Annotated in this window: 14 protein-coding genes; 9 read left to right on the forward strand and 5 right to left on the reverse strand. The window is 61.5% G+C overall.

The window, feature by feature from the left end; translation table 11 throughout:
* Positions 1–1,374: an IS4 family transposase gene (locus ACYQ8E_RS02540; RefSeq protein WP_066728011.1), complete on the reverse strand. Its 1,374-nt coding sequence runs from the start codon at positions 1,372–1,374 to the stop codon at positions 1–3.
* Positions 1,375–1,496: 122 nt separating this feature from the next.
* On the opposite strand from ACYQ8E_RS02540, the gene cheB reads away from it, so the two are divergent.
* The 7 genes from cheB to holA all read left to right on the forward strand — a co-directional run bounded on the left by cheB (position 1,497) and on the right by holA (position 8,389).
* Positions 1,497–2,519 (forward strand): chemotaxis-specific protein-glutamate methyltransferase CheB, encoded by a 1,023-nt coding sequence (gene cheB, locus ACYQ8E_RS02545; RefSeq protein WP_459860478.1) that lies wholly within the window; start codon positions 1,497–1,499, stop codon positions 2,517–2,519.
* Between the two features lie 88 nt (positions 2,520–2,607).
* The gene (locus ACYQ8E_RS02550; RefSeq protein WP_066726710.1) at positions 2,608–3,441 is read left to right on the forward strand and encodes a GAF domain-containing protein; all 834 of its coding nucleotides are present in this window, start codon (positions 2,608–2,610) and stop codon (positions 3,439–3,441) included.
* An 18-nt stretch (positions 3,442–3,459) separates the two neighbouring features.
* Positions 3,460–3,840 carry a response regulator gene (locus ACYQ8E_RS02555; protein WP_066726711.1) on the forward strand — a complete coding sequence of 127 codons (381 nt, stop codon included), beginning with the start codon at positions 3,460–3,462 and terminating at the stop codon, positions 3,838–3,840.
* Between the two features lie 109 nt (positions 3,841–3,949).
* On the forward strand, positions 3,950–4,168 hold the full coding sequence (infA, locus tag ACYQ8E_RS02560; RefSeq protein ID WP_066726712.1) for a translation initiation factor IF-1: 219 nt from the start codon (positions 3,950–3,952) through the stop codon (positions 4,166–4,168).
* Between the two features lie 146 nt (positions 4,169–4,314).
* Entirely contained in the window at positions 4,315–6,870 is a 2,556-nt protein-coding gene (leuS, locus tag ACYQ8E_RS02565) for a leucine--tRNA ligase (protein WP_066726715.1), read from the forward strand.
* Complete coding sequence (lptE, locus tag ACYQ8E_RS02570; protein ID WP_082820246.1) at positions 6,867–7,373, forward strand: LPS assembly lipoprotein LptE; 507 nt, start codon at positions 6,867–6,869, stop codon at positions 7,371–7,373. The genes leuS and lptE overlap by 4 nt, the downstream gene beginning before the upstream one ends.
* Positions 7,374–7,393: 20 nt before the next feature.
* Positions 7,394–8,389: a DNA polymerase III subunit delta gene (gene holA / locus ACYQ8E_RS02575; protein WP_066726720.1), complete on the forward strand. Its 996-nt coding sequence runs from the start codon at positions 7,394–7,396 to the stop codon at positions 8,387–8,389.
* Between the two features lie 51 nt (positions 8,390–8,440).
* Here holA and rpsT read toward each other — a convergent pair whose 3' ends face one another.
* Complete coding sequence (gene rpsT, locus ACYQ8E_RS02580) at positions 8,441–8,704, reverse strand: 30S ribosomal protein S20 (RefSeq protein WP_066726722.1); 264 nt, start codon at positions 8,702–8,704, stop codon at positions 8,441–8,443.
* A gap of 220 nt (positions 8,705–8,924) precedes the next feature.
* Between rpsT and murJ the strand changes: the two genes are divergently transcribed.
* Both murJ and ACYQ8E_RS02590 read left to right on the forward strand, forming a co-directional pair.
* Positions 8,925–10,499 carry a murein biosynthesis integral membrane protein MurJ gene (murJ, locus tag ACYQ8E_RS02585; protein ID WP_459860033.1) on the forward strand — a complete coding sequence of 525 codons (1,575 nt, stop codon included), beginning with the start codon at positions 8,925–8,927 and terminating at the stop codon, positions 10,497–10,499.
* On the forward strand, positions 10,496–11,023 hold the full coding sequence (locus ACYQ8E_RS02590) for a methylated-DNA--[protein]-cysteine S-methyltransferase (protein WP_066726726.1): 528 nt from the start codon (positions 10,496–10,498) through the stop codon (positions 11,021–11,023). Before murJ ends, ACYQ8E_RS02590 begins: the two co-directional genes overlap by 4 nt.
* 60 nt (positions 11,024–11,083) lie before the next feature.
* Here ACYQ8E_RS02590 and ACYQ8E_RS02595 read toward each other — a convergent pair whose 3' ends face one another.
* From ACYQ8E_RS02595 to ACYQ8E_RS02605, 3 genes are all read right to left on the reverse strand, one after another.
* Positions 11,084–11,554, reverse strand: a complete 471-nt coding sequence (locus tag ACYQ8E_RS02595; protein WP_066726729.1) for a tRNA (cytidine(34)-2'-O)-methyltransferase — start codon at positions 11,552–11,554, stop codon at positions 11,084–11,086.
* Between the two features lies 1 nt (position 11,555).
* Entirely contained in the window at positions 11,556–12,440 is an 885-nt protein-coding gene (locus ACYQ8E_RS02600) for a lysophospholipid acyltransferase family protein (RefSeq protein WP_066726731.1), read from the reverse strand.
* Between the two features lie 173 nt (positions 12,441–12,613).
* Positions 12,614–15,466: a cytochrome c family protein gene (locus ACYQ8E_RS02605; RefSeq protein WP_066726732.1), complete on the reverse strand. Its 2,853-nt coding sequence runs from the start codon at positions 15,464–15,466 to the stop codon at positions 12,614–12,616.
* Between the last annotated feature and the right edge of the window lie 115 nt (positions 15,467–15,581).

Consider the following 15,581-nt stretch of genomic DNA (forward strand, 5'->3'; position numbering starts at 1 on the left):
TCAGAAAATACAGGCCGGAAGTAGCATCGGCCGTCGAATTATCGCCGGAATCTGCGCCATGAACTCCTCCAAGGCGGCGGCAACCGGTGCTGCGATTTCGTCGGCGAACTTCTTGAGCATCTGGCGGAATGAATTCAGCAGCAAAGTCACGGCCTCGGCGAAACTGGCTTGCCGCAGCTCGTCGCAGCCGGCATGAAACAGAGTCCCCAACGTTCTCGGATCCTTTGCCGAGCGCCTGGCGAGTTCCAGCATGATGTAGCGGGCGAAGACAATCGTTGTATGGGCTACCAGCGCATCGTAACTGCGGCTCTGAAATTCTTTGGCCAATTTCAGATAGCTCTTTGAGATCTTGAAAAAAACTTCGATGTCCCAGCGGCGCTTGTAGAGCTTGACGATCTCTTCATCGGCAAGATCGACATCGGTCGATAGCAGCGCCAGCCACTTCTTGGTGTTGCGGGCGCGGACAAAGACGATCTTAGCCATAATAGCCCGGTTGCGGGAATCCGTCCCCAGCTCTACCTGGACCGAGGCCAGAATCTTTGCTCGGCCACACCGCTTGCGGACACTCTTGTACAATTCTTTGAGGGTGAGATCGAAACCTTTATAGCCGTATCTGGTCTTCGCCTCCTTGAGCATGCAGATGACCTGCTGCTTCTGTTCGAGCAGGCCGATGATCGTCGCAGGAAAGGCGAACCAGCTGTCGAACAGCAGATAATCGGCCCGGATGCCGCTCTCTCGGGCCTGCTGCACCAGATCCTTGAGCACCTCCGGAGCCTTGCGCAGACTTTCGGCCCGACGCTTGAATCCGTTAGTCCGCTTATCGACTGCGGCCATGGGAGCCAGGCGGTTTTTCTGCTTGGCGGAACTGAGCAGACTGAACGAGACCGGCAGATAGCTGGAACCGTCCGACCAGCCCAGGGTCAGCAGGCGGAAGCCGCGATAGTAGCGCTTGTCGTTATGGTCATGGACACGCGCCAGAAGTTCGACTTTCTTGCTCCGATTGCGGTCGTAGAGTGAGTCGTCGACGATGAAAACCTTGGGTGTCTCTTCGGCCGTCAGCGGCAGGATCGTTTTGCTGAGCACCGTCGCGCAGAGCAGGTGGAGAAACTTCCGCCAGTTGGCGTTTGAAGAATTCAGAAAGCGGTACACGGAATCCTTGCCGATCTCCGCTCCTGAGGATTCGGCCAGCAGATAGCGGAAGAGGTTCTTGCCGGTGAAGACCAGGCTGAAGATCATCCGCATGACCACAACCGGGGCGATCCCGCACTGTTTGACGATGTTGCTTTGCTTCAGTAAGAGTGCGATGCGCTGATTATCAAAGAACGACGAAATTTGGTTCTGACATGAAACAGTTTCTGCTACAATCGGGCTCAAAGCATCATCTCCTTGTATGTGTCTAGGTTGTTTGGCGACTACCTATTTTACAGCAAGAGATGATGCTTTTGTTTAATTATTTCATATTGTTACGTATTTTTTTGTCCTGCGAAAGTTGAGTTATCGATGATTCGGCCTACAACCGGCGAACCATCACCAAGATGCTCGAAGCGATCGCCGGAGTCGAGGTGATTGCCTATGCCTGTGACGGCGAAGAAGGCTTGCGCAAGGCCCTTGACCTCTGCCCCGACCTGATCACCCTCGACCTTGAAATGCCGCGGATGGATGGCTTTACTTTCCTGCGCATTATCATGCAGAACCGGCCGACTCCGGTCATTGTCGTCTCCGCCCGTGCCGACGACCAGAACGTTTTCAAAGCCCTCGATTTCGGCGCGGTTGAATTCGTGGCCAAGCCGACGGCACGAATTTCTCCGGATCTTTTCAATATCCGGGAGGACCTGGAGCGCAAGGTCTGCGCCATTGCCGGCACCGACATGAAGAAGGTGTTGCGGCGCAATCTGCCCGGCGACCGCCCGCGCCAGCTCCCGGCTACCCCCCGCAAGGAGGAGAGCGGCATCTGCCAGGTGGTGATCGGCTCTTCCACCGGCGGGCCACCGGCGCTGCAGGCGATCTTTTCTGCCATTCGCCAGCCCCTTGCCATCGGATTTGCCATCTCCCAGCATATGCCCCCCGGTTTTACCCGGGCCTTCGCCGAACGCCTCAACCGGTTCAGCGCGCTGCAGATTCGCGAGGCCCGGGATTGCGATGTGATGACCCCCGGGACCGTGTTGATCGCGCCCGGTGGCCGCAACCTGGTTTTCCGGCGCCGCGGCGCCGAGGTGCTGGTCGATGTCGTTAAGCCGGAAAAGGGACAGCGCTATGTCCCCTCCGTCGACGTCATGTTCCGTTCGGCTGCGGAAATTTACGGACCCCGTCTCCTGGGGGTGGTTCTGACCGGGATGGGGAATGATGGCGCCCAGGGGGTGACCCGGATCAAGGAAGAGGGGGGAAAGGTGATCGCCGAGGCGGAAGAGAGCAGTGTCGTCTTCGGGATGCCGAAGGAGGCCATTGCCACCGGCAAGGTCGACAAGATTGCCCCCCTGCCGGAGGTTTGCGATCATATCCTGCGCTTCTGCGGATATTAGATATTGCGCATGAAATGGTGGATATTTTTTCAGGGGGCTGCTAGGATTACGCCTGTTGTCAGTTCGCCATGCTATGAGGAGAACCGGGATGTCCGAACGGGATGAGGATAAGGGCCTGACAGGGAAGAAGGGTGAAGAGTTCCTGCAAATTTTCAAAAAGGGAGCTGAATTCACCCAGGACCTGCTCAAGGAGAACGAACGCCTTCGCTTTCAACTCCTGGAGTTGGAACAGGCCGCGCGTCAGCAGCAGGCTGGTAGTGGCGCGGGGGACCCGGAACTCGATCGCCTGCGGCGGCGGGTTGAGGACCTGGAACAGGAAAAACAGGAGATCCTCCACCGGATCAAGCATGTCGAGGAGGAGAACCTGGACTTTGCCAACCGCTATGTTGAGATCGAAAACGAGAACAACATGCTGGCCAACTTGTACATCGCTTCCTACCAACTCCATTCGACCCTCGATTTCCGCGAAGTGCTTCAGGTGATCACCGAGATCGTGATCAACCTGATCGGAGCCGAGGAGTTCGCCATCATGCTCCTCGATGAAAAGACCAACCGTCTGACCGCCATGGCGACCGAAGGGCTCGATCCGGAAACCCTGCCGACCATCGAACTGGGGCAGGGAATTATTGGCCAGATGGCGAAGACCGGCGAAAACTATTTCATCGAGGAGATGGAAAACTACCAGCGTGATTTCAGCCACCCGCTGGTCTGCATTCCGCTCAAAATCAAGGAGCATGTGATCGGCGTTATCGTCATCTACAAGCTGCTGGAGCAGAAGAGCCGGTTTGCCGAGGTCGATTATGAACTCTTCACCCTGCTGGCGGGGCATGCGGCCACGGCGATCTTCTCGTCCAAACTCTATTCCGAGTCGGAGCGGAAGCTCTCCACCATCCAGGGTTTCCTTGACCTGATGACCAAGTAATCGTCGCGGAGGGATTGCATGTCCACATATAAGGTTCTGGTAGTTGAAGACTCACCGACCATGCGGCAGCTGATCGTTTTCGCCCTTAAGCGAATTCGGGGGTTGACCATTGTCGAGGCCAACGACGGCGTCGACGGTCTGAAAAAGCTTTCCAGTGACAAGTTCGACCTGATCTTTACCGACATCAATATGCCGATCATGGACGGACTGAAGCTGGTCAGCCTGGCGCGGAATGACCCCGGTTACAAGGCGGTACCGATCGTCATCATTACCACCGAGGGGGCCAACGAGGACCGCGAACGTGCCCTGGCCATCGGCGCCAACGACTACATCACCAAACCGATCCAGACTATCCGCATCATCGAGGTGGCCAAGAAACTCCTCGATATGCCTGGCTGAGTCCAGAGTTCATCCTTTTGCGGCCGCTTGACAAGAGTGGCCGGCATCATGTCTAATGAGCGCCTCTCCGGGAAGACCGGAGGGGTCAATCGCTCCCAAGGAGGTCCATTTGGCCAAGGAAGAAGCAATCGAAGTTGAAGGCTCGGTGATCGAGCCACTCCCCAATGCCATGTTCCGTGTCAAGCTCGACAACGGTCATGTCGTTCTCGCCCATATTTCCGGCAAGATGCGCAAGTTCTATATCCGCATCCTCCCCGGTGACCGGGTGACTGTGGAATTGTCTCCCTACGACCTGACCCGCGGCCGAATCACCTATCGCGAAAAGTAGGTCTGTCAAAACTTCCCTGGCCCGCCCTGGCAGGCGGCGGACCGGGGGTGGTTTGGCCCTCATGCCTGCACACCACTGTTTCCTGATACCGGCACCGGCCGGTATTCCTGTTTGTAATCGGGTAGCCCATGGGCTACGGAGGAACTATGCAAGAGCGTTACAACCCGGCCGAGATCGAGTCCCGCTGGCAACAGTTCTGGGAAGAGCGTGGCAGCTACCGCGTGAACGAAAATTCCGCGGCTCCCAAGTACTACCTGCTGGAAATGTTTCCTTATCCCTCCGGCCGGATTCATATGGGGCATGTCCGCAATTACTCGATTGGCGACGTGGTGGCCCGCTTCAAGCGGCTGCAGGGGTTCAACGTTCTGCATCCGATGGGTTGGGACGCCTTCGGTATGCCGGCCGAAAACGCTGCCATTCAGCATGGCACCCATCCGGCCAAATGGACCTACGAGAATATCGCCAACATGCGCGCCCAGCTCAAGAAAATGGGCCTCTCCTACGACTGGTCCCGGGAACTCGCAACCTGTGACATCGCCTACTACCGCTGGGAACAGCTGATCTTTCTGCGCATGCTGGAGCGCGGCCTGGCCTATAAAAAGAGCTCCAGCGTCAACTGGTGCCCCTCCTGCCAGACCGTGCTGGCCAATGAACAGGTCGAAGACAACTGTTGCTGGCGCTGCGACAGCGAAGTGACAGCCAAGGAACTCGAGCAGTGGTTCTTCCGCATTACCGACTATGCCGAGGAGCTGCTGGCCGAGACCTGGAACCTGCCGGGTTGGCCGGAGCCGGTGTTGACCATGCAGCGCAACTGGATCGGTCGCAGCACCGGTTGCGAAATCGATTTCCCCATCGTCGGCCGTGACCAGGCGATCAAGGTCTTCACCACCCGCCAGGACACCCTCTTCGGTGCCACCTTCATGAGCCTCGCCCCGGAGCATCCCCTCGCTCTCGACCTCGCCAGCAACGAACAGCGGCCGGCGGTGGAAGCGTTTATCGCCAAGGTGCGCAAGCAGGAGAAGACGCGGCGCACCAGCGATGATTTCGAGAAGGAAGGGGTCTTTACCGGCACCTTCTGCCGCAACCCGGTAACCGGAAGGGAGATGCCGGTCTATCTCGGCAACTTTGTCCTGATGGATTACGGTACCGGGGCGGTGATGGCGGTCCCGACCCATGATCAGCGCGACTTCGAATTCGCCCGCAAGTACCAGCTGCCAATGACGGTCGTGATCCAGCCGGAAGGGGAGAGTCTCGATCCGGCGATGATGACCGCGGCCTGGACCGGCCCGGGCGTTTTGGTGAATTCCGGCCGTTTCGATGGTATGGACAACGAAGCAGCCAAGGAAGCGATCGCCGATGATCTCGCCGCCCGTGGCATCGGCCGGAAGACCGTCAACTGGCGGCTGCGCGACTGGGGCGTCTCCCGTCAGCGTTACTGGGGAACGCCGATTCCGGTTATTTACTGTCCCGATTGCGGTGTGGTGCCGGTTCCGGAGGCGGATCTGCCGGTCGTTCTGCCGACCGATGTCGAGTTTACCGGGGAAGGGGGAAGCCCCCTTGCCAGTGCGGCCAGTTTCGTCAACGTCGCCTGCCCGCGTTGCGGCGGTGCGGCCCGGCGCGAAACCGACACCTTTGATACATTTGTCGAGAGTTCATGGTATTTCGCGCGCTATGCCAGCCCCGGCTTCGCTGCCGGACCGGTCGATCGCGCGGCAGCCGAATACTGGCTCCCGGTCGACCAGTACATCGGCGGCGTCGAGCATGCGGTCATGCACCTGCTCTACGCCCGGTTTTTTACCAAGGTGATGCGTGATCTCGGTCTGATGCAGGTGGATGAGCCCTTCCGCAATCTCCTCACCCAGGGGATGGTCTGCATGGAGACCCGTTCCTGCCCGACGCACGGCTGGCTCTATCCCGAAGAGATCCGTGACGGCAACTGCAGCAAATGCGGTGCCCCGGCGGTGGTGGGACGCAACGAGAAAATGAGCAAGTCGAAGAAGAACGTGGTCGATCCCGATCACCTCATCAAGCGCTACGGTGCCGACACGGCGCGACTCTTTTCGCTCTTCGCGGCACCGCCGGAGAAGGACCTGGAGTGGAATGAAGCGGGGGTCGAAGGGTGCTACCGGTTTCTCAACCGGGTCTGGCGCGGGGTCTACGATAATCTTGAAATCATCGATGGCGTTGCCGTGGCGACCGCGGCCGAAGGTCACGGGCGGGAATTGCGGCGCCAGGTACATCGCACCATCAGGAAGGTCACCGAGGATGTTGACGGCCGTTTCCATTTCAATACCGCCATTGCCGCGGTAATGGAGCTGGTCAATGCCATCTATGCTTTCGAAGCCAAGCAAGAGCATCCTGCCGTGCTGCGCGAAGCGCTGGAGAGCGTGGTGCGACTGCTCGCCCCCTTCGTTCCGCATATTGCCGAGGAGCTATGGTCAGCGTTGGGCCATTCCGCAGGGCTTGACGCGGCGGGCTGGCCGAGCTGGGATGAAGCGGCCCTGACCGAGGATGAGCTGACGATCGTGGTGCAGGTCAACGGCAAGGTCCGCGGCAAGGTGAGCGTTCCGGCAACGGCGGACGAGGCGACGGTGCGGACAGCGGCGCTGGCGGAACCGAATGTTGCCCGCTTCCTGGAAGGAGCAACCGTGCGCAAGGTGGTGGTGGTTCCCGGTCGCCTGGTCAGCGTGGTAGCCGGATGATGCGCCGGCTGTGGCCGTTGCTGCTCCTGCTGCTCCTGGCTGGCTGCGGTTATCACCGTCCCGGCGAAGGGGACAGCCTCGGGGCGATCAGTACCCTGCGCATTCAGCTCTTTGCCAACCGCACTTTTGAGCCGTTCCTGGAGAATGTTCTGACCAATGCGGTAACCCAGCGTTTTCAGCGCACCCGTCGCTGGCGTCTGGTGGAAGACCCGGCTGCCGCCGATGCCATCTTCTCCGGGACCGTCCTCAGTTTCCGCAGTGACCCCGTCTCCTTCGATGCCAATGACAAGGTGCTTGAATACCGGGCGCAAATGACCGTTGCCGGCGAACTCCGCCGCCAGGAAGACGGCCAGGTGCTGTGGAAAGGGAGCGTGAACTGGAACGAGGAATATCCCGGCGGGCTCGACAAGGGGCTGCAGGATGATAACAAGGGGGCGGCGATCCGCCTCATCGCAGCGCGTCTCGCCGAGGAATTCTACTTCCGTCTTACGGACAATTTTTGAGGGATGGTGGAGCGGATGTCATGACTCCAGCGGAACTGCATCGCGCCCTCGCCGATCATAAGGTCCCCCCACTCCTCTGCCTCCACGGTGAAGAAGGGTTTCTCGTCGAGCAGGCCTGGCGCCAGATCCTCGCCGAACTGGTTCCGGCGGATGCCCGGGATTTCAATTTTCAGCAGTTCCAGGGGAAGGAAGCCCGGGCGGCTGCTGTCCTCGACGCCGTTCAGACCCTGCCGGTTTTCGCTCCGCGCCGCCTGGTATTGATCAAGAATGCCCAGGACCTCCCGACCGCCGAACAGGACGGACTTCTCGAGTATCTGCGCAATCCGCTCCCCGAATCGGTGCTGCTGCTGGTCTGCGACAAGATCGATGCGCGCCGCAAGCTGTTCCAGGCCTTCAAAAAAGTGGGCGCCCTGGTCGAATTCAAGCGCCTCTATGACAACCAGATTCCCGCCTTTATCCGCGAACGGTTGCGCATCTCTGGCAAGCTGATGACCGAGGATGCTCTCGCTCTCTTCAACCGCAGGGTTGGCAATAATCTGCAGGAGGTGGTGGGGGAACTGGAGAAGCTTTTCGCCTATCTCGGCGAGCGGGACCTTGCCGATGTCGCCGACGTGGCGGCGGTGGTCTCCGACAGCCGGGTCGACAGCATTTTTGAGCTGACCAACGCTCTCGGCAATGGCGAGAGTGGCGAAGCGTTGCGGCTACTGGGACGGCTGCTGGCTGACGGCCAGGCACCGCTGCTGGTGCTGAACCTGATCGTTCGGCATTTCCGTCAGCTCTGGCTGACCCGGGAACTTATCGACCAGGGAGGGAAAACCAGTGATGTCGCTCGACGGGTGGGGGTCAACCCCTACTTTGTCGATGGCCTGATCCGCCAGGCCCGGCGCTTTTCCGCCGGGCGTTTCCGCCGGGCGTTCGACCTTTTCCTGGAGGCGGATCTCGCCCTCAAGTCGAGTGGCGCCCATCCTGCCCCCTTGCTGGAACGGCTGATTCTGCAGATTGCCGTAATCAAATAAAAAAAGGGGCCGCATCGGCGGCCCCATAATCTTTCCGGCAGGGAACGTTACTCAGGACATGGCGTTGACCAGCTTGCTCAGGCGGGAAATTTTCCGGCTGGCGGTCGCCTTGTGAATAATCCCTTTGCTGGCAGCCTTGTCAATGAACGGCACGGCGCGTTCAAGGGCCGCCTGGGCGGTGGCGCTGTCCCCTTCCGCGACCGCGGTGCGGACCTGCTTGACGTAGGTGCGCATGGTCGAACGAACATGGGTGTTGCGCGCGGCGCGAACGGCATTTTGCTTGTTGCGTTTGATCGCTGATTTGTGATTGGCCAAGGTCCTATCCTCCGACGTTGTGGTGAAGAGCGTTTTGTGATGATCTGATTGGGCACGATTTATAACATTCGCCTATGGCTACGTCAAGTTAAAAAAATTCCAATCAAGTTGAATAAGTCATTAGGTGTCAGCTAGTTAACTCTTGTCGAGTGCGAATTAAATAAAAATAATCCTTTGACTTCGGGCCCTTGGCAGGGTTCCGGAGGCAGGCAGGGACAAAATGTCGGAGAAGGGGCAGATTACCAGGGCAACCGGAATCATGGGGCTGGCGACCGGGCTAAGCCGTATCGCCGGTCTGGTTCGGGACATCGTCGTGGCCGCGCTCTTTGGCGCCGGTTTCGGCACCGACGCCTTCTTCATGGCTTTCACTATTCCCAATCTGCTGCGCCGGTTTTTCGCCGAGGGTTCCCTGACCGCCGCCTTTGTGCCGACCTTCTCCGATGTCTATCACAGGCAGGGTGAGGCCGAGGCGCGGCGGGTGGCCGCCATCTGCGCCACTCTCCTGACCCTGGTGATGGTAGTGGTGGTGATGGCGGGGATCCTCTGCTCCCCCCTGGTGGTCCGGATGATCGGCTATGGATTCGGCGCGGTGGAGGGGAAACTCGCCCTGACCGACACGCTCAACCGGGTGATGTTCCCTTATATCTTCTTCGCCAGTCTCCTCGCCCTGCTGACCGGCGTGGCCAATGTCTTCGGCCATTACTTTCTCCCCGCCCTCTCGCCCCTCCTCCTCAACCTCGCCATGATCGGCGCGGCGGTCCTGCTCGCACCACTGTTCGAGGTACCGGTCATGGCGCTGGCGATTGGCGTTCTGGTCGGCGGGCTCCTGCAACTGCTGCTGCAATTCCCCCTGTTACGGCGCTATGGCCTGTCGCTGCGCCCTGATTTCCATTTCCGGCATCCGGCCGTACAAAGGGTGGCGCGCCTGATGCTTCCCGGGCTGCTCGGCGTCGCCATTTACCAGATCAATGTCATCGTCACGCGGCTGCTCGCCTCGTTTCTCCCCGAGGGGAGCGTCTCCTATCTCTACTACGGCCAGCGGCTCTTCGAATTCCCCCAGGGGATATTCATCGTCTCCCTCGCCCAGGCGGTATTGCCGGCCATGAGCCGGCAGGCGGCGCTGGGGGATCGCGACGGCCTCAAGGATTCGTTGCGCTTTGCCCTGATCCTGCTCAACCTCATCATCCTGCCCGCCGCCCTCGGGCTCCTGCTCTGCTCGGTACCGATCTTCAGCCTCTTTTTCATGGGTGGTGCCTTCACCTTCCATGATGTCCAGCAGACGGCCCTGGCTCTTTCGGCCTATGCTCCCGGCCTGATCTTCGTCGGCATCAGCCGGGTGGTGGTGCCGACCTTCTACGCCATGCAGGATACCCGCACACCGGTCCTCGTCTCCCTCTGGACTCTGCTGGTCAATGCCGGCCTCGGCCTGGCCCTGATGGGCCCCATGCAGCATACCGGCCTGGCGCTGGCGCTGACCCTCGCGGCGGCCTTCAACGCCGTGGTCCTGGTCTGGGTATTGCGGCGCAGGATCGGACACCTGGGACTGAGGGAGGTGGGATCTTCGCTGCTGCGCAGCCTGCCGCCGCTGCTGCTGATGGCTGCGGTCGTCTATCTGCTCCTCGGGCTTGGCGATTGGGCCGCCCCGGGTGAGCGCCTGGTCAAGGGGGCCGTTCTCGCCCTGGCGATCGGCGTCGGGGGGCTGGTCTACGGCGGGGGTTGCCTCCTCTGCCGGGTTCCGGAAGTCGACCGGGTCATGGTATTCTGCAGGGAGAAGATAGCGAGGAGGCGAGGATGAGGCGTAAGGCTGCCAACGCGGCGAGATGCTGCGCGATCGGGATCAGTCCTGCGGGATGGCTGGGTGTCGTGGCCGGGCCGGACGGCCTGCTGGAAATCCTGCTGGCGCCGTCAGAAGAGGATGTCCGTGCGCGGCTCGCCCGCTATGTTCCGCCGTTGCAGGAAGGGCGGGACGGACTTTGCGGGGAGGCGCTTAATCAGTTGGAAGCCTTCCTCTCCGGGGCGCGACTGCACTTCAACCTCCCCCTCGATCTTGGAGATCAAAGCCCCTTTGCCCGTGCCGTGCTGACCGCCCTGCTGCAGGTGCCCGTCGGCGGCACCGTCAGCTATGGTGAACTCGCCCGTCGCGCCGGCCACCCCGGGGCGGCCCGGGCGGTCGGGCGGGTGATGGCCGGGAACCCCCTGCCACTTGTTATCCCCTGCCATCGCGTGGTCGGTGCCAGCGGCGATCTTACCGGCTATTCCGGGGGTTCTGGAGTTGCCACCAAGGAATGGTTGCTCGCCTTTGAACGGCAGCGGACCTGACCCTTGCCAAGTTCCATAAAAATTGTCAGGGGGCGGTTACAGAGGAGAAGGAAGAAACCTTCAACCGAGGCGGCCGGCCTGGCGCAACGCCTCGTAAAGCACGATGCCGGCGGCGGTGGAAAGGTTGAGGCTGCGCACTTCGGGGACGAAGATCGGGATGCGGATCGAGCGCTCGGGGTGAGTCGCCAGCAGTTCCGCCGGCAGGCCGCTGGTTTCGCGGCCGAATATCAGCAGGTCGCCCGGGCGGAAGGTCGCGGCGGTATAGGACCGATCCGCGTTTTTCGAGGTCAACCAGAAGCGGGCGGCGGGGTAGGCGGCGAACAGCGCCTCCAGTGACGGCCAGGTGCGGACGTCGATCACCGGCCAGTAGTCGAGCCCGGCCCGTTTCAGGTAGCGGTCGTCGAGGGAGAAGCCGAGTTGACCGACCAGGTGAAGGACGCTGCCGGTGGCGCCGCAGAGACGGGCAATATTCCCGGTGTTGGGCGGGATTTCCGGTTCGACCAGGACGATATGGAAGGGGAGCACGGTCATCTCAGGGGCGCCAGCGGCGGTGGACCCAGAACCACTGGCTGATGTCGCGGCGCACTGCGGTTTCGATGCAGGCGGTGAGCAGCGCCGTGTTGGCGGTGACCGCTTCCGGCGCCGGATCGTCGGCCAGCAGGATCGGTTTCTGGAACTCGATCTCGTAGCGATTGTCGGGGGTCCGCCAGCAGAAGATCGGGACGATCGGTACCTGCTGCTTCATGGCGATCTGGGTGATGATCGGCGTGGTCCAGGCGGGGCGACCGAAGAAGGGGACCTGAACCGCATGCTTGGGGGTCATGTGCTGGTCGATGAGGATGCCGACGCAGCGTTTTTCAGCCAGGGACTTGATAATCCGCCGGGCGCCCCGCTTGGCGTCGAGAAAACGGCACCCCCCCTGTTCACGAATGCGCTGGAAATAGTCGTTGATGGAGGGATTTTTCATGCGCTTGGCGACGAAGTCGGTGGGAAAGCCGAGGGCCGGCATGACGATGGCGCCGATCTCCCAAAAACCGACGTGGCCGGAGAGGAGGATGACCCCCTTGCCATGGGCGGCCGCCTTGTCCAGATGCTCCTGGCCCTTCACCGTGACGTATCGGTTGAATTGGGCGGGGTCATTGAGGCGATCGAGGAGGAGCATTTCGACGCCGCTGAGACCGAGGTGGCGAAAATGACTGACGAGTGTCCGGTCGAGCTCAGCCGGGCTCATCGCCGGAAACGCCTGCTGCAGATTGGCGCGGGCGGTGCGACGGCGTTTGCCGAGAAGATGGCAACTGAGCCGCCCGAGTCCGGCGCCGATGGCGAGAGCGAGGCGCCGGGGAAGGGCCCTTAGCAGAGCGGCTGCCGCCTGAAAAAGGATGTTTTCTATGTAGTTTTTCAGCCTGCGATCGGCCATGGTTCCGTCTCGGTGGGCTTTGGCAATAGGAGGGCAGGTCAATTTATGCGTGCCGCCGAAGTGGGCGATACTACCATGTGCCGGGAACGGGAACCAAGCAAAATGAACGCGATGAAATGAAGAAAAAGGGCGGGCCCGATGGCCCGCCCTTTTGGTCTGGCGTGTTGCTGCTGTTACCAGCGTTCGCTGCCGTGGCAGCTGGTGGTACAGGTTCGGGTCGAAGCGTTGTAGCTGTTCACCCGGGTGGAGCCGCCACCGATGGTAGCCGCAGCCGGTCCCTCCATGGCCGCCGTGTCAAGGCGGGTGAAGTGGTTGGTCGCCAGGGTGGTGGTGTTGTGACAGACGGTGCAGGCCTGGCGCGCATGGTTGCTTCGGCTGTGCTGACCGGAATTGTAGCTGTTGTATTGACCGGTGCCAATGGTATGGCAGGCGGTGCAGTCGCTGTTGACATTGATGCTGCCGGTCGACCAGTCCGGGGTCGTCTTGCCGCCGTGGCAGCTGACGTTGACGCAGGTCGCGGTGCCGTTGGGGTTCTCGGCGGCGCTGCCGCTCTTGGCATTGTAGGCCGAGAGGAAGCCGAGATCGATCCAGCCGTTGTGGGCGGCACCGGTGTGACAGGTATTGCAGACGGTTCCGACGTTGGCGAGGGCCTTGTGCACGGCATGAGCGCCGGCGCCGTTCGGGTAGGCACTGCCATTGGGCGGCTGGCCGTGGCAGGCGGTGCAATTGCTGTAGTCGGGACCCGGGGGCGTGGTCGGGTCGGCCGGCGGCAATGCATCGGCAATCGCCTGCACCTGCTCTGCAGTCAGGACGATGTAGCCCATGTTGCCGACATTGCCGGCAATGGCGGCGCTGATAGCGGCGGCGCTACGGCCGGGCTTGGTGGTGCTCGCTAGGTCAAGGTGACAACCGGCGCACTCTGCGGCATAAAGGGCGGCGCCGTCCAGGGGACCAGGCGTCGGGGGCGGTGGCGGGGTGACGACGACGCTGTTGGTCGCAACCCAGTCGACCAGAGCGGCGACCTCATTGGCGGCCAGCGCGACGCCGTTGTGGCCGGCGGCGAGCTTGGCGGCGATCAGCGCCGATTTGTTGTTGAGGTCAGGAGCGAAACCCACGGAATCGTAGGTCCCTAGCTTGTGACAGCCGGCACAGTTGCCATCGTAGAGCACGGCACCGTCGAGAGGGGCCGGAGTCGGGTCGGGCGGCGGCGGAGTGACGACGACGCTGTTGGTCGCAATCCAGTCGACCAGGGCCGCAATCTCGTTGGCGGCCAGGACGATGCTGTTGTGACCGGCGGCAAGCTTGGCCGCAATCAGGTTCGATTTGTTGTTGAGGTCGGGAGCAAACCCGGCGGTGTCGATGCTGCCGAATTTGTGACAGCCGGCACAGTTACCGTCGTAGATTGCGGAACCGTCGACCGGAACCGGAGTCGGGTCGGGCGGCGGCGGGGTGACGACGACGCTGTTGACGGCGATCCAGTCGACCAGGGCCGTCACTTCGTTGGCAGCCAGGGCGACGCCGTTGTGACCGGCGGCGAGCTTAGCGCTGATCAGGGTCGACTTGTTGTTGAGATCAGGGGCGAAACCCACGGTATCGTAGGTATCGAATTTGTGACAGCCGGCACAGTTGCCATCGTAGAGCGCGGCACCATCGAGAGGAACCGGAGTCGGGCCGGGCGGCGGCGGGGTGACGACGGTGCTGTTGGCAGCGATCCAGTCGACCAGGGCCGTCACTTCGTTGGCGGCCAGCGCGACACCGTTGTGGCCGGTGGCAAGTTTGGCACTGATCAGGGTCGACTTGTTGTTGAGGTCGGGGGCGAAACCCGCATTATCGAAGGTGTCGAACTTGTGACAGCCGGCGCAGTTTCCGTCGTAGAGGGCGCCGCCGTCCGGGGTCGGGGTCGGCGGCGGGGTCGGAGTGGTGGCGCCGTCGAGATAGGCGGCGAGGTCGCTCACCTGGGTCGCCGAAAGGCTGACGCCGTTGTGGCCGGCGCCGATCTTGGTCGCCACCAGCGATCCCTTGTTGGCCAGGTCCGGCGCGAAGCCGCTGGTATCGGCGCTGCCGAATTTGTGACAGGAGCTGCAACTGTTGTCGTAGACGACCTTGCCGGCAACAGCGTCGCCACCGCCGCCATTGCCGCCGTTGCCACCGCCAGTGGTGCCGTGGTTGGCGACGTAATGCTGGCGGGCGACGGCAGGAGCGGTAATCAGTACGGTGTCGATAGCGTTCAGGACCGGGTTACCGAGGCGTACCGCAGCCTGGGCGCTCTGGCAAAGGCTGGTCGCCGTGGCGACGAAATCGGCAGCTGTGAGCGCAGTACCGGCATCGACAACGGCCGGGTCATTGGCAAGGGCGCTGAAATTGGCCGAATTGAGAATCTCGGTGACGATGGTGACCGCATCCTGGAAGTTGGAGTCGCTGAGACTGGCGGCGTCAGGGCTGTAGTTGCCGGTCAGTTCCATGAAGGCGTTAGCAGCCATGGCGGCCTGCAACGGGGCCAGGCGGCTACCCGCGGTGACTCCTCCGGTCTGGTTGAAGGCGGCCATCGGGTCGGCATAGAGATCGGCCGACGACAGGCCGGTGAGGCCGGAGGCGGCAAAACGGTCGAGGACCTGCTGTTCGCTGGCTCCCCCGGCAAGCAGGGTCGTCAGTGGGGAGACGACCACGGTGCCGCTGGCATTGGTGCCGACCTTGCGCTTGAGAATACCGTGGTAGTCGACGCCGTTATGCTTGGGAACCGGTGACGGTTTGATGGTAATGGTCGATCCGGGGGTCAGCGGTCCCGGGAAGGTGAAGCTGCCGTCCGCCTGGGTCGGTGTGGACTGGCGTTGCAAAACGCCGCCGTCCGCGCCGATTTCCTGCAGGACCGCGCCGACGATGTAGGGATCGACCAGTACCCCCTGGGCGGCGGGGCCGCTCACATTGGTGCCGTCGCTGGCAGAATTGGTGCTTGAGCCGCAGCCGGCCAGCAGCATGGCGGCGGCCCACAGGATCAGTCCGAGGGAAAGAAGTTTTTGAAGTTTCAAGGGTAAGCTCCTTTGGCAAAGCCGGATCCTGTAAGCAGGGACAGAATGTCCTGAATCCGGCGGTTGTTGACCAATTCGGGGAGCGCGGCAGCCTGGTTGGAAGATTGGAAACCGG

The sequence above is a fragment of the Desulfuromonas carbonis genome, assembly GCF_054658035.1.